The sequence below is a fragment of the Lysinibacillus sp. NPDC095746 genome (genome assembly GCF_044763535.1).
Taxonomy (GTDB): Bacteria; Bacillota; Bacilli; order Bacillales_A; family Planococcaceae; genus Lysinibacillus.
In genome coordinates this window covers 25,886-40,940 of record NZ_JBIWGL010000014.1, presented here as the reverse complement: position 1 = coordinate 40,940, position 15,055 = coordinate 25,886, and the positions used below count along the sequence as shown (strand labels likewise).

General features: G+C 35.3%; 14 protein-coding genes. 3 read left to right on the top strand and 11 right to left on the bottom strand.

From position 1 onward, the window contains the following. Nucleotides 1–107 precede the first annotated feature (107 nt). Entirely contained in the window at nucleotides 108–1,745 is a 1,638-nt protein-coding gene (locus ACIQ7N_RS12030) for a sensor domain-containing diguanylate cyclase (protein WP_402932247.1), read from the bottom strand. A gap of 209 nt (nucleotides 1,746–1,954) precedes the next feature. On the opposite strand from ACIQ7N_RS12030, the gene ACIQ7N_RS12025 reads away from it, so the two are divergent. Next, complete coding sequence (locus ACIQ7N_RS12025) at nucleotides 1,955–2,116, top strand: hypothetical protein (RefSeq protein ID WP_402932245.1); 162 nt, start codon at nucleotides 1,955–1,957, stop codon at nucleotides 2,114–2,116. A gap of 346 nt (nucleotides 2,117–2,462) precedes the next feature. Here the strand turns inward: ACIQ7N_RS12025 and ACIQ7N_RS12020 are convergent, their stop codons facing one another. Together ACIQ7N_RS12020 and ACIQ7N_RS12015 are read right to left on the bottom strand one after the other, a co-directional pair. Continuing rightward, nucleotides 2,463–3,563 carry a C45 family autoproteolytic acyltransferase/hydrolase gene (locus tag ACIQ7N_RS12020; RefSeq protein WP_402932243.1) on the bottom strand — a complete coding sequence of 367 codons (1,101 nt, stop codon included), beginning with the start codon at nucleotides 3,561–3,563 and terminating at the stop codon, nucleotides 2,463–2,465. Between the two features lie 87 nt (nucleotides 3,564–3,650). Continuing rightward, entirely contained in the window at nucleotides 3,651–4,505 is an 855-nt protein-coding gene (locus ACIQ7N_RS12015; RefSeq protein WP_402932241.1) for a MerR family transcriptional regulator, read from the bottom strand. Nucleotides 4,506–4,771: 266 nt separating this feature from the next. On the opposite strand from ACIQ7N_RS12015, the gene ACIQ7N_RS12010 reads away from it, so the two are divergent. Next, nucleotides 4,772–4,915, top strand: a complete 144-nt coding sequence (locus ACIQ7N_RS12010) for a hypothetical protein (protein ID WP_402932239.1) — start codon at nucleotides 4,772–4,774, stop codon at nucleotides 4,913–4,915. A 354-nt stretch (nucleotides 4,916–5,269) separates the two neighbouring features. Continuing rightward, nucleotides 5,270–5,851: an ATP-binding protein gene (locus ACIQ7N_RS12005; protein ID WP_402932237.1), complete on the top strand. Its 582-nt coding sequence runs from the start codon at nucleotides 5,270–5,272 to the stop codon at nucleotides 5,849–5,851. A gap of 199 nt (nucleotides 5,852–6,050) precedes the next feature. Here ACIQ7N_RS12005 and ACIQ7N_RS12000 read toward each other — a convergent pair whose 3' ends face one another. The 8 genes from ACIQ7N_RS12000 to ACIQ7N_RS11965 form a co-directional block, all read right to left on the bottom strand. After that, on the bottom strand, nucleotides 6,051–7,343 hold the full coding sequence (locus ACIQ7N_RS12000) for an alpha/beta hydrolase (RefSeq protein WP_402932235.1): 1,293 nt from the start codon (nucleotides 7,341–7,343) through the stop codon (nucleotides 6,051–6,053). A 13-nt stretch (nucleotides 7,344–7,356) separates the two neighbouring features. After that, nucleotides 7,357–8,436 (bottom strand): DUF1648 domain-containing protein, encoded by a 1,080-nt coding sequence (locus tag ACIQ7N_RS11995; protein WP_402932233.1) that lies wholly within the window; start codon nucleotides 8,434–8,436, stop codon nucleotides 7,357–7,359. A 7-nt stretch (nucleotides 8,437–8,443) separates the two neighbouring features. Continuing rightward, nucleotides 8,444–8,821 carry a GntR family transcriptional regulator gene (locus ACIQ7N_RS11990; RefSeq protein ID WP_402932231.1) on the bottom strand — a complete coding sequence of 126 codons (378 nt, stop codon included), beginning with the start codon at nucleotides 8,819–8,821 and terminating at the stop codon, nucleotides 8,444–8,446. A gap of 412 nt (nucleotides 8,822–9,233) precedes the next feature. Next, nucleotides 9,234–9,611 carry a carboxymuconolactone decarboxylase family protein gene (locus ACIQ7N_RS11985; protein WP_402932229.1) on the bottom strand — a complete coding sequence of 126 codons (378 nt, stop codon included), beginning with the start codon at nucleotides 9,609–9,611 and terminating at the stop codon, nucleotides 9,234–9,236. Nucleotides 9,612–9,821: 210 nt separating this feature from the next. After that, the gene (argH, locus tag ACIQ7N_RS11980) at nucleotides 9,822–11,195 is read right to left on the bottom strand and encodes an argininosuccinate lyase (RefSeq protein WP_402932227.1); all 1,374 of its coding nucleotides are present in this window, start codon (nucleotides 11,193–11,195) and stop codon (nucleotides 9,822–9,824) included. Nucleotides 11,196–11,278: 83 nt separating this feature from the next. Further along, a complete protein-coding gene (locus tag ACIQ7N_RS11975) occupies nucleotides 11,279–12,472 on the bottom strand; it encodes an argininosuccinate synthase (protein WP_068984675.1) in 1,194 nt (397 codons plus the stop codon). Between the two features lie 679 nt (nucleotides 12,473–13,151). Further along, nucleotides 13,152–14,492, bottom strand: a complete 1,341-nt coding sequence (locus ACIQ7N_RS11970) for a serine hydrolase domain-containing protein (RefSeq protein ID WP_402932224.1) — start codon at nucleotides 14,490–14,492, stop codon at nucleotides 13,152–13,154. After that, on the bottom strand, nucleotides 14,479–14,934 hold the full coding sequence (locus ACIQ7N_RS11965; RefSeq protein WP_402932222.1) for a MarR family winged helix-turn-helix transcriptional regulator: 456 nt from the start codon (nucleotides 14,932–14,934) through the stop codon (nucleotides 14,479–14,481). Before ACIQ7N_RS11965 ends, ACIQ7N_RS11970 begins: the two co-directional genes overlap by 14 nt. Nucleotides 14,935–15,055 lie beyond the last annotated feature (121 nt).

The window sequence follows — 15,055 nt, the reverse complement described above, 5'->3', positions numbered from 1 at the left end:
GCGACAGCGACAGATGTTTCTTATGCGAAAGAACAGGGTGTGGGAGACTCTGTACCTGTCGCTACGCTTTCGGTACAAAAAAATATCGCTTAAAGAAGCTAAAGCATTTACCTTGTATCAACTATACCTGTTTTATCACATACTCTAAGTTGGTTTCGACCGCTATCCTTTGCAATATAAAGTGCTTGATCCGCCTTGTCAAGTAGCTCGTAAAATGTTGAAATATTTTCAGAATCACCGTATCCTGCGATGCCAATACTCACTGTCACATTGATCTCAAAATCCGCAATATAAGGATGATCTTCAACATGTTGCCGAACTCTTTCCGCAATTTTCACTGCACTCTCTAGCGTAGTATTTGGAGATAAAATGACAAATTCCTCTCCCCCATACCTTGTAACAATATCGATTCTTCGCACAGAATTTGTAATAATGTTTGCGACATGCTTTAGCACCTCATCACCGATTAAATGTCCATAGGTATCATTAACCTTTTTGAAAAAATCAATGTCAATCGCTATACATGAACAATGGTGTTGTTCTTCTACACATTTCTGAAAGGCAAGCTCCCCCTGCTCAATCAAATAACGACGATTATACAGCTTCGTCAATTGACAGGTAATCGATAATTCTTTCAGTAAAATAGTATCTTTTCTCACTTTGTCGCTCATTTCATTGAAGGACGCACAAAGCTCCTGAAATTCTTGTGCGTATGGTGTCAGCTGTTGGTCATTTATTTGATATTCATAAAAACCTTGTTCTACCTTTCTCACACCTGTTAGAAGCTGCTGAATAGGTTCTTCAATTCTTTTAGAGAGATGTAACATCATTTTTATCATAAAAAATGACCCTACTACTAAACAAATGGTTATCCATAAAATTCTATTGATTAATGGTTTATAGGCCTCTAGCAGACCAATTTCTGATATAATAAACCATTTCCCTCCATTTATAGGCTTACTTTTAGCAAGAACCCACTTATTATTCGCGTCTTTATAAAGCTCGAGGCCGCTTGTTTTATTTTTTAAAGCTGCGTTTAGGATATGGTCATCAACTAAATAATTTCCTGAAGACTGTTGTTGTTTATTGTTAAATTCAGAGAGCATAGTACCTTCTTTGTCAATAATATAAGCATGACCTAAAAAGCCTACTCTCGATTCTTGCAGCAGTTGATTGATGATATCTAAATTTACTGCGCCAAAAACTACACCATTGAATTGTTGCTGTGCATTAAGAATCGGTGAAGCAAATGCAATAATAGGCTGCTTTGTAACTTTACTTATTAAAATATCTGTTATGTATGGTTGTTTCGTTTTTTTAGCAACTTGAAAATACTTTCGGTCATTAACATCCACGCTAACACCATTTTTACTGTATTCAGTAACTGTATCAACTTGCACGATGCCCTCTTTATTGACGAATATTAAGTCTGTGAAATTTGTTTTTTCTTTAAAATCTTGAAAAAATTTTTGTGATTTTTGAAAATTATAGTCCTTGACAAAATCAAAATTAGCTATTGTATGTATATCACTGGATCGCTCTGCTAACCAGCTTTCAAAAAAATAGGATTGAGCATTCAAATAATGTTTCATTTCTTCATTTTGATGTTGAATGGTTTGTCGATATTCAATATAAAGCGTTGGAATAAAAATACATAGACTTGTAATAAAAGTAATCCATACAAGTGCTCGATGAAGCTGACCTTTTATTGTGTTTGGCTGTGGAAACTTTTTTAAAACCCTCAAAACACTAACCTCCAAATTAATCTAAACATTTCCTTAAAATGGGCAATAAATAGTAATTTATTCATTAAAAATACCACAACCGTAAAATTACAGCAGTGATAAATTTAACTTTTTCAGAAAATGTTTTGGTAGCAAAAGGAAAGCGACAGCTATAATTATGCCGAGGCATAATTAATTTAGAAGAAACAAAGCTTTATGATATTGATAAAATGCAAAAATTTATTGATGAAATTTTACCTATTATTGAGAAATATGAATATAAGAAAGGTATCCCTTATAACCCCTTTAAAGCTTTAAACTATTCGTTTGATACCATTATTATTCCAACTAAAACAATATTATCCTTTGACTTTATTGCTATTGATATTTAAAGGGATACATTTATACATCATATCTTGCAAGAATTAAAAATGTAGAAAAAAGCCTTTTTGAAGAAAGATGAAGCTAAGACTCAAAAGTTGCTACAACTATCCAAAAAAAGGCGTTAATATTTTAGAATTCAATATCGAGATGAATTTATCCAAGTTGTAACAACCGAATTAAGTTACTAAACAATTATGTCCTATAAAAAGGAAAATTGACTACGAGTAATAGTGATTCTTTCTACTTATAATTTGTAAAGATAAGCTGAACTAATCCGAATTAGTTCAGCTTTTTAAATAAATTGTTATAATGTTGAACATTAATAAAAATCAAGAAAAGTTTTTTTGTTGTTTATTATTTTATGATTTTCCAAAACTCTGCTCCATAGGTTTTATTTTTAAATTCAACAGATGTTTGTGTTTTCGCAAAATTCTCACCAATATCTATCTTGTTTACCTGATTTTGTAATGGTGAGCCAAATGAAAATTCCATTTGCAAATCAGTAAGGTTAAACAAAATTGAATGTACTGTTCCAAAGCCTTCTTTGTAATTATGGACAGACAATCCTTTAGGGAACTCTGTTAAAAGAAGTTCTTGGATTTCATCTATAGATCTTTTTCCACTTTCTTTAAATTTCTCCTCTAAAATATTATATCTTAATTGAGAATGCTCGAGCTTGCCAGGCTCCATTTCTTGTATTGCGGAAAATAGTCCGTGGTTAGTTGCAATAAGATAATCTAGTTCTGCACGTTTAACCTCTTTTATTCCGTCATATGTTCCAATCAAAGCTGCATCGCCATTCGCATCAGTAATAAGTAAATTCATATTCGTTCCTACTGGCATAGTGTTAACCATATAAATTGCTTCTTCTACATTTCCGCAATCTTCTAACAGCGCTCTAACAATAACCATAAACTGTAATCCAGGTACTACTGGTGGTCTCATACCAGGATATTTGCCAATGGGCATGCCACAAGATGCATATGCAACACATAGTCCCTTCTCATTTAAACCTTCACTTCGACCGAATGTCGAAACTGAAAATCCTGTATGAGCATATTTCCCTTCAACACGAGTAGTACATAAGCGCATATCCGAAATATCAGGCGATAAATCATAATTTCTTAAAACATATGTTTTACCATCTGCCATTTTTCCAGGTAAAATAGCCCCTAAACTACATCCCCCAGGTATTAACCATGCATTTTGATAAAAATTTAGTTGTTCAGGTGCATAGCCAAAGCCTTCTGCGAAGCCTTCTAATTCTTTATTTAAGCCTGGGCAATACTGCTCTATTTGTGCTTTCATTTCTAAATAAGCGTTGTCAGCAGTTAAATTTTCCGTAAAGAATAGCGATTTTGCAAAAGGATTCTTTTGAAACTCTCGCGCTTGATGTTGTCCAATCTCATATGAACTACCTTTAAGAAATGCAAACTGTCCTGTATTTGTTTTCATCGATATACCCCATTCTATATTTAAGTTGCAAGACATTTCTTACCTTGCTAAATACAGAATAAAGTCTCCAGCTACTGGAGAGTTTAGCTAGTTTCTTAGTTTCACAAATACTTTTGTCAAAAAATCATTTGGATGTAGCTCAATATTCGGTTTAATATTAATTGGATTTACAACTTCAGTTGGGATTAAACCTATTATGTACTGCTCCATAAATGTCCCTTCTGCCTGAAGGGATTGCTCAGTCAGCCATTCCTGCAAGCGACTATAGCCAAAATGTAACTCTGAATAAGGTCCCTTTACATTTATACAAGCATACTTGCCTTCTGATATTACTTTAATATACTCCTCTTGTTGAGTTGCTTTTACTGGTAACAGTAGTTCAACATCTGCTATATTTTGGTTCCTGACTCTTTCGTGAAAAATTGCAACAAGCGCCCCATCTATCTCAAATTGATACGCATATATTCGTTCAAATAATTTTTGTACTAGCTTATCCATTTCTATAATATGTATCTTTTCACGGATAGAAAACACCTGTATGTTTGGACGTTCTTCTATGTAACAACTTGATAATATTGGCTTTTGCTTTGGATTAAACGTCTCAGTGTTCCTAATTGAATTTTTCACTTGGACAATATTTTGAAGTTGTTCAGCGATTACTTTTTGTTGGTGCTCTAATTCCTGAACTTTTTTATTTAATCTTATCTCTAAATCTTGCTTATCACTTCTACCTTTAATAATCTGTTCAATTTCGTTTAATGAAAACTGGCAATGTTTAAGTACCTGTATAGTATTTAGCTCTTTCATTTTATCGTAATCATAATAACGATAGCCCGTCACTTCGTCTATCAAGGATGGTTCGAGTAACCCAAGATCGCTATAATAACGAATCGTTTTTATCGGAACATTACACAGTTTCGAAAATTTCCCAATGCTATACATAATAAAACCTTCTTTTTAATTTAGTTGATTTCGATTCATCGTACTTTTAAGAAACACCTGTTTGTTTCATAAAGTTTAATACATCGTGCTTGAATAGAACAGAGTAAGCTTATTTTGTTACTTTTCTACGTAATCCATCTTCTCCAAATGTTTTATAGGTACGTACACAACGTATAATTTTGCGAATGATATTGTCATGTTATTTCGCTCGCTATTAATTTAGTCATAGCGAATTAAAAAATTCAGGTAAAGGAACGAGCCAAACTATGACTAAAGGGAAAAAGACAACGTTTGAGAAGCACATTAAAATCGTCGACTATTGTTTTAAGCAACAGAAAAATTATCAATTAGCAGCACAAACCTATGCTATTTCGTATTCAGTAGGTATACCATTGGGTAAAGAAATTTGAAGCGCCTAGTGAAGAAGGATTACTTGATTGTTGTGGCGCACAAAAGATAAGGTTAAATTAACCGTTGAGGAGAAATTGAGATTAGTAATTCAACGTATTGAGCATGAAAATGAGCGCTTACGTGCAGAAAATCTATTTTAAAAAAGTTAGAAGAAATTGAAAGAATGCGTCGTTAAACCTCTTAAAGTAATAAAGTAGTTATAAATAACAATTTAGTTTTGTTTAATCATTTTAATACGTTATATTAAAGGAAATTAACTATAGTGTCTTTATGCTAGGATTTTGAAAGATTACAATAAGTTTTTTTATACATATATCAAGAAGTGTTTGAAATTAAAAAGGAGATTTTAAGTTATGAAAAAAAAATTTCTATTAATTATCTTTGGTCCTTGTGGTGGGGGTAAAACATCTATTGCTAAAGGAATTGCTTCTAATTACACTTTCCCATTAATTAGCAGAGATACTATTAAAGAATTATTATTTGATTATATAGGATGGCGTGATAGAGACTGGTGTACAAAATTAGGCAGTACAAGTTATCAATTACTTTACTTCTTTACAGATAAATTACTTGAAACAGGGAGTACTTTTATATTAGAAAGTAACCAAATTAACTTTAAGATATTAGCAAAAAAAATAAACGATTTAAAAGATAGACATACTTATATACCTATTATTATACGCTGTTTTGCTGATAAGCAGATACTATTTGAACGAGCAATTGCAAGAGACGCTTCAGGTGAAAGACATCCAGGACACATATATCCAACAAACTATGAAGAATATAAAAAAATGTTGCTAGAACATGATGGTGAATTTAATAATGAGTTCAGTATTGAAGGACTCGATTTTGAATTTATAGATGTTGATACTACTGTCTTTGATAACAAAGTTTATGAACTACTTTATTCAAAGATTGATAAAATAATTATCTAAAATGAAAGCAAAGCAGGGATTCCATCCCTGCTTTTACTTACTCCTGGATAAAAATCGACACGCTAATTGTGCAGCAACAATTAATTCGCTTAAATTTCTACATGTTTCAGTTATGCTTAAATACTAATTATGAGCATTACTTTTTTCCCGAAGTATTTCTCCACTTCGCGCAAGTATTCGCCTTTCTACCGTGGATAGCTTAGTCTCTACCTCCATTCATTATAAACTGCTGAATGGCTGGCAGTAATTCTTTATGAAGTGGTAATGATGGGTCTGAATAGGTTGCTGCATTTTTCGTACGATCTGCTGGGGCATTTTTTAACACATGATTCATTCCGTCCATATATACAAGCTTGGCATCTGGCTTACCTTTTTTTAACGCTTCCGCATCCGTTGTAACTACTTGTAAATCGGTTGTTCCTTGAAGTATTAAAACTCGGCTATTGACTTTCGCTAACTCATTTGCAGGATTATATTTTAACCATGAAATCATATATGGTTGAACAGAAGACCGGAAAAGTGACTGTAAATCTGGAGAAACGTTCTTCACTAGCTCGCCTTTTTTCAAGGATGCAAGAGCATCTGTTGATTCTTTTAGAAGCTCTGGCGATAATTGACCTTTTAATTGCTCTAACAAAATTTCATCGGCTGGTCTACCAGAACCTGCTATAGAAACAAAGGACTCTACTTTTGTTTTTTGTGCTGCTAGTAAACCGATCAGTGAGCCTTCACTATGTCCAATAATATGAACACTCGAATACGCTTTATCGGCTAAAAGGGTATTAATCACTTGAACTGCGTCATCTACGTATTGGTCAATCGTAATATCCTCTTCCTTAGTTAAAAGGGACTGATTATCGCCAAGTCCACGTTTATCATAGCGAACAGTAGTAATACCGTCTTTTGCTAACCCTTCCGCTATCATTTTTAAGCTATCATTTTTACCAGCTATTGCTGAATTTCCATCCTTATCAGTTGGACCAGAGCCTGCTATAATAAGTGCAACTGGAGATGGCTCCTTGCTAGCCTTTTGAAGAGCCACTGTTAACGCACCATCTTTAACAGGAATCTTAGACGTTTCATACGTAACTGGTTGTTCTTTGAATGGCTTTAAGACAAGTGGGAATTTGCCACCATTTTGTTGAAACGTTGCTGCAATTTGCCCATCTTTTAATATTCCGTTAATGACAACAGCCGAGCCATTTAAATTGATCGAAACACTCACTTGATCACCATCGTATTTGATGCTTTTAAATGGATAATTGGATAAACCTTGGGCTGGTACTGATAATGTCCCACTATCTTTCTGCAAATCGACGATAATCGGAAGTGCTCCGTTTGGCGTTTTAATATTCCCTTCCCATTTACCTACTAGCTGTTCATTCATTTTATTGTCCTCCTTTACCTCTTTACCTTTTGTTGTGTTGTCCTCCTTTTGTGCGCATGCTGCTAATAATAAAAGTGTACAACAAAAAAATAATAGTTTTTTCATAAAATCTCTCCCTCTAAATGAAAATGACTAATAAGATTGGTAAAAATATTACAAGTAAAATAATATAGCTCCATTTATTCGCTAAATTCACAGTCCAACCAACGCCGTATTTCTTTTGCACTAATAGTGAAGGATCATTTTTATTGAGATATACAATCCCCCATTTCCAGTATCGATCATCGTCTGCAGCTGTTTCGTTTGTATGTAAATCAACAAAACGCTCATTACTGTTACTTAACTTCCAAATTAACAGGATAAGTCCTCCTAAAGAGACGAACATAAAAACAATAAAAAGCGGGAAAAAGTAAGAAGCTGTTTGATTTTTTAAAATAACTGTCGTGTAATGTAAAACAACAAGAACAATAGTCATACTATAATTAATCGCTGCTAAGTACCAGCTACCATATTTACGCTGGTTAAGCTCTCGATTTGCTGAAGCCTCTTTTGCTTGTGCACTCAATTGTATTTTGGCATTTTTCATACCGATACTGATGATGAAAAAGCTAATTTGTATCCCTAGTAAAATAAGTGGCATTACAATAACTGATAGCCATGTTTTTTCAGTTCTACCGTCTACCTCACCTGCTGCATTCCAATGGGTAGCAAAAACATCTGGGATGGCATTGTAATTCATATAGGTGAAAGTAATCAATGCTAAAGAGATAATAATCGGTAATGCGAAAAATGTAGGTGAAAGTACTTCATCTCGATCTCGAATAGATAAATCCATCACATAAACAGTTTTTACATGTGCTTCCCAATTTTCTTGTTTTTTCATACTTTTTGTTTTTATATGATAAAACATATAAAGTCCAGCTGCTATGAGAAGCACGACATACAGCAAAACAAAGGATAATAAAACAAATTGCTCCTCTTGAATTGACGTAAACAGTAGCAAAATTTGACCTATAAAACATGCAACTGCTATGCTCCCGACCATCATGCTGTAATGCTTTTTAAAAATAAGTAATTGTTGATGTTGCACATAAGGTTCTGGAATAGATACACCAAACACAGTTGTTTTTCTCGCTAAATATGGTGTTAAAGTTTCCAGTACACCTACAAAGATAAAGATGCTTACTATAAAAAGCATATTTCCCCTACTTCCATTGTTTTAAAATTCGATGAAACAAACTTGTCATTTGATCTTTTTCGAGACCCCGTGCAATGGCCTCTGCCATAATTGGTTTTAATGCATTTTCTACTTTTTCGACTTCCGTCTCTTCCAATTCTTTTTTTTGACCACCGATAATGATTGCCTTTGCTTTCGGTTTTAATTCGATTAAACCTTTTTCTTCAAGTTCATGATAGCTCTTACTAACCGTGCTGACATTAATCCCTAAATCCGCAGCCATTGAACGAACTGAAGGTAAAGTATCACCATTTTTTAGCTTTCCCTTAGCAATCAGCTCGATTAACTGATTCGCTAATTGTTTATAGAGCTGTAATTCACTGCTTGGATCTAAATGAATATTCATTTTATCCCTCCCATCTGTATCGCTTATCACCAAACAGAAATCTGTTATACACAGAGTAATACAGATTTCTACAAAAGTCAAATTCTCTCTAAAATGCGCAATAAAAAAGGACCCAGAAAAATTCTGGATCCCATGAACACTTATTTCTATTTGATTTGATCTGTATCGGTTTTTGCTTCTTCTTAACATACAGCAAAACAGAATATCCTCTGCCTCACTGATTCCATAAGATTTTAGAAGCTCACCCTATACAGTTGTGGCGGACTTTCCTGAGATTCCTGGTCTTTGGGTGTTTGACTACTCATTCTACATCCTCCCAATCATTTTAGATTAATAAGTGATTCCGCTCTTAATATGAACCGTTTCGTAAATGTTTATTCATGTAATATGCAATGTTATAAAATTAAAACGCCTAAGCTTCTTCTTGAAAGATTTGTTGCGCAATGGTTAAAGCATTTTGGACACGCGGAAAACCAATGTATGGTACTAATTGTAATAATGCTTCCACAATTTCTGTCTGTGTCAAACCTGCATGTAGACCACGTTTAATATGGGTTTTTGTTTGTGGGGCAGCACCTTGAGTTACTACCGCTGTAATGACAACAAGTGCACGGCTCTTTGCATCTAGCCCTGGTCGTGAATAAACATCACCATAGGCAAATTCAATAATCATTTTGCGTAAATCTGGTGCTATGTCGGCTAGTGCATCTGACTCAATCATTCGTGCCGCTTCTTCCTTTGTTACATACTGTTTAATTGTTTCTAACCCCTTTGTAAAACGCTCATTCATTGACAATCCCCCCATTATTATTTCTTTACACAAAAACCCCAATTCCGCGTCTCCAGAATTGGGGATTGTCCTTCACCTATGTAAGGGTCTCTTTTTCGTTTCACCCTCTGGCTCTAACGAAAAAGGAAAATGTTTTTTCATAGTGCCTCACTGGACAGCTTTAATGAATATCTATGCAAAAGTCACAAGGACATGCACGCTAAGTTATAGTTACGCGAGACAGGCTTTTGCCTTTTCAATTTGGGTAAGTACTTGATCAAATCCTGTTCCACCTAAAGAATGACGACGACGAACAGCAGCTTCAGGTGCTAATACATCGTAAATATCTGCTTCGATAAGCTCACTTTCTTTTTTCATGTCTGCAAGTGGTAAATCTAATAAGTAGATGCCCTGTTGAATACATGTGAATACAAGTTTTCCTGTCACTTCATGTGCTTCACGGAAAGGCATACCTTTTGTTGCTAAATAATCTGCAAGCTCCGTAGCATTGGAGAAGTCAGCGTGTACTGCCTGATGCAAACGCTCTGTATTGACAGTCATTGTGCGAATCATACCTTCAAAGATTTTTAATGAACCAAGAATTGTCTGGACTGTATCAAACATACCTTCTTTATCTTCTTGCATATCTTTGTTGTATGTTAACGGTGTTCCTTTCAGAACCGTTAATAAGCCCATTAAGTTACCGTACACGCGTCCCGTTTTTCCACGGATTAACTCCGCCATATCAGGATTTTTCTTTTGTGGCATAATAGAGGAACCTGTTGAAAAGGCATCATCTAATTCGATAAATTTGAATTCATCTGTCGACCACAAAATAATTTCCTCTGCAAACCGAGATAAATGCGCCATTAATAATGATGAATTACTTAAAAATTCAACGATAAAATCACGGTCACTTACTGCATCCATCGAGTTCGCATAAACTTCGCTGAAGCCTAAAAGCTCTGCGGATTTTATGCGATCGATTGGGAAAGTAGTACCTGCCATGGCACCTGCACCTAAAGGCAAAATATCAATACGCTTAAGCGACTCCGTAAAGCGTTGTTTATCACGCTCTAACATCCAGAAATAGGCCATCAAATGATGGGCAAATGAGATTGGTTGCGCACGTTGTAAATGTGTATAGCCTGGAGCAATTGTTTCTACATGCTCCTCAGCCTTTTCAAGCAACGTCTTTTGGAATATCTCAATTAAATCGATTGTTTCCTTCACACGCTTTTTCAAGAAAATATGCATATCCGTTGCTACTTGGTCATTTCGGCTACGGCCAGTGTGAAGCTTACCACCTACAGGACCAATTAAATCAATGAGCATTTTTTCCAAATTTAAGTGGATATCTTCATTAGCAACTGTAAATTCAAGCTCCCCTGCGATTGCTTTTTCTTGTAATTGTGCAAGGCCACCAAGAATGGTCTCTACGTCAGCTGCTGGTAAAATTCCTGTTGCGCCAAGCATCGTAACATGTGCTACGCTACCTTCAAGGTCTTCTAGAACAAGCTGTTGGTCAAAGCCAATCGATGCGCCGAACTCGTCCACCCATGCTTCTGCTGATTTTTGGAAACGCCCGCCCCAAAGTTTTGTCATAACAGCTCACCTTTTCCTTAAACTCTTTTTGAAAAAGGTGTAGTACAGCGTTTAATGCTACACTACACCCTGCTGTCAAAAGATTATTTTTTATTTACTGAAGAGTTAACCACTGTTGGCAGACCCCATAATTCGATGAAGCCTACTGCTGAAGCATGGTTGAATTGATCTTCTTTAGAATATGTTGCTAGCTTTTCACTATAAAGTGAATTTGGAGATTTTCGTCCTTCCACAATTGCATGACCTTTGTAAAGCTTCACGCGCACCGTTCCGTTCACAAACTTTTGTGATTCAGCAAGGAATGATTCCAGTGCTACACGTAATGGAGAGAACCATAAGCCATCATAAATTAATTCAGATAATTTTTTCTCAATGACTGGCTTGAAGTGTGCTAACTCTTTTACAAGCGTTAAGTCTTCAAGTTCCTTATGAGCCGTTAATAGAACTTTTGCTCCTGGAATTTCATATACTTCACGGGATTTAATACCAACTAAACGGTTTTCAACGTGATCGATACGACCAACACCATGTGCTCCAGCTACTGCGTTTAGCTCTTGAATTAAATCGGCAAGCTTCATTTCTTTACCGTTTAACGATACTGGTTTACCTGCAACGAATTCAATTTCTACGTATTCCGCTTCATCTGGAGCGTTTTCCACAGAAACTGTTAAACCGTATGCTTCTTCTGGTGGAGATACCCATGGATCTTCCATTACACCAGCTTCATTTGCACGGCCCCATAAGTTTTGGTCGATTGAGAATGGTGAATCTAATGTTGCAGGAATCGGTACATCATGTTTCATTGCATATTCGATTTCCTCATCACGGCTCCAGCCCCACTCACGTACAGGTGCTAACACTTCTAAGTCTGGATTTAACGCTTTGATAGAAACTTCGAAACGAACTTGGTCATTACCTTTACCTGTGCACCCATGAGCTACTGCGTCCGCACCTACTTGGTTTGCAATTTCCACTAGTTTTTTAGAAATTAATGGACGAGAAAGTGCTGATACTAGTGGATATTTTTGTTCATACCAAGTATGAGCTTGTAATGAGATTAATGCATATTCTTCAGCGAATTCATCCTTCGCATCTACCATATATGACTCAATTGCTCCTACTTGAAGAGCTTTATTTTTTACAAACTCAAGGTCTTTCCCTTCACCAACATCAAGACAAACTGCAATAACGTCCCAGCCTTGTTCTTTTAACCACGGAATTGCTACAGAAGTATCAAGACCTCCTGAATATGCTAATACTACTTTTTTATTCGCCATAAAAACGCGCCTCCAATTAATCTATTAGATATGTATGTTTATACATTCATTTAAAACTTTATACACGAATAGTATCATGTTATAAAAATAAAAACAAGTGTATTTTTATAAATTTATAGACTTTTATGTTTATTGTAAAAAGTGTGTCATTACAACACTTTAAGCGCTTGTACAAACTATGAATAGTTTTACTCGAAAAAACGATTTTTTACGCGCAACATGAATGTATATAGTATTAATTTCGGGATAGTAAATGGCAGTTCTGCAATACGAGGAGTTGATTTCCGTTCTAGATGGGACGTCCGATGAGCCGCTTCACTCGCGTTGCTCGCTCCAGGGTCTCATCTGTGACGCTGATCCCCGAGAAGTCGCCCATCCTCCACTCCAACAAACGCTTCACTTATCTTGCATGTCTTTTATAATTCTTTGTTTTTAAACGCTAATAAAAAGAACCCATTGTGTAAAATGAGTTCTCGTGCAACAAAAAGATAACTATTAATTTATGTTGTATAAATAAGCAAAAATTGATGTTGTTGGCGCTTTCCTCAAGTTTGGCTGGAAAACGAAACTCGATAGTTCGGTGCCCCTTACAAAGTACTCATTGTTAAGGCAACAATTCAGTTTTATATGCACAACGGTTTTATTTGTCCTAAAATTATTAATCTACAAAAATATTTTATTAACCTTTAAGCACGTGGTCGGTTATTTTTTTAGCGATCGTTTTTTGACCATCATTATTAACTGTTAATATATCTTGCTTTATCGTTACGAGAATGCCTAAACTGCGTAAGAAAAATTCATCTTCTTTTAGCGCATGTAACTCAAGTGGCATGGTAGCAGGTAGGAAAATGTATAAGCGATTATCCTCTTGTAACGCTATTTCCACTGTATGTTCAGGTTGTTCTTGGAGTTGATATTTACCTTCATAGCTCTGTAAAATTTCGACTGGTAAATGTACAGCTTTATATTGTTCAGGCTTTTTCGGTAAATGAAATTCATGTGTTATTACTGCTCGTTCAATCGCTTCACCAATAGCTATTTCATAATCCACTTCTTGTTCTTTACTGCGTAAAAATACAAAAATTGTCTTAGATTGTGGGTAAATTTTAAAAGTAGTTGCATACCCAGGCCATCCACCGTTGTGCCATACACATTTCCCCAGTTGTTCATCTTCGTAAATAATCCAGCCCATACCATAAGAAAAAGGTTGCTCTGCTGTAAGAGTTGAGGGGGTAAAGGCTTGCTCAAGTAAAGCTTCATCCCAAAGCTGTGCTTGAATAACAGCACGCCCTAATTTCCATAAGTCCTCTACCGTTGAATAGATTCCGCCATCGCCAGTAATATAATTTAAACAAGTAGTACTTTTCGTTTCTTCAAATTCTGAAGGGTCCACATATTGCCCGGAATATACATCAAACACGTAGCCATGCGCAATTTCATTGGTATATTGTTTTGTAAAAGCAGTGGACGTTACAGTTGTATGCATCATATTTAAAGGTTTAAATATAGCTTCATCCATAAATTCAGTAAAACTTTTATTCGCCACACGCTCGATTAAAAGAGCTAATAGGACATAACCTGTATTGCAGTATTCCATTCTCTCACCTGCTACAAATAGTCGAGGTGGTGCATATTGAATTAATAGCTGCAGAACATCTTCATTTGTGGCAGCTGTTGTTTCATCCCAATTTGAAAACAATGCCATATAATCAGGCAAACCTGATGTATGGTGTAATAAGTGGCGCACAGTAATATTTGTATAAGGTAAATGATCGAACCATTGGCTAATATCATCATCAAATGTTATTTTCTTATCTTGTACTAAAAGTAAAATTCCCAATGCTGTAATCGGCTTTGATACAGAAGCTAAGTTAAAACGTTGATGAAGTCCCATAGGTGCGTGTGTTTCTATTGAAGCTTCGCCATAGGCACCTTGCAATATAATTGTCTCATCTTGTGCAAGTAACACAGTGCCATTAAACGTATTTTCAAGCTGTTCTTTTACTTTATTCCAATCCATTTTCAATTTCCTCCTCAACAATTTGATATAAGCGCTGGATTAAACTACGCAATTGTTCTAAATCTTGCACCGGCATTTTGCTATAAATCTTTTCAATAATAAGTTCATTAATTTGCTCATCGCGATCATAATACGCCTCTCCGTTTTCAGCCAACATAACAACCACTTCCCGGCGATTGTTGGGGTTAATATCGCGTTTTAAATAGTTTTCTTTTTCAAGTCTCGATACTATTTGACTCACTGCACTCGGGGAGATTTCCATATAGTATGCGATTTCGCCCATTGTACACTTTTTATGCTTGTGTACAAAATCAATGACCATCGTTTGTTTCATCGATAAATCATCTGTAAACAGAGCTTCTTGAGCTTTTGCTAATTTTACATTCATTTCATAAGTATATAGATTAATGTCATCTACAATTTGCTTAATTTTTTCAGTCATTTTTACCAACCTTAATATTTTAGTTAACTTAAATATTAACCAAACAAAATGTTTTGTCAATAAACAGATCTTCTAAAATAAGAAAGGCTTGTCACTACAACGGAAGACACTGAAAAAAATC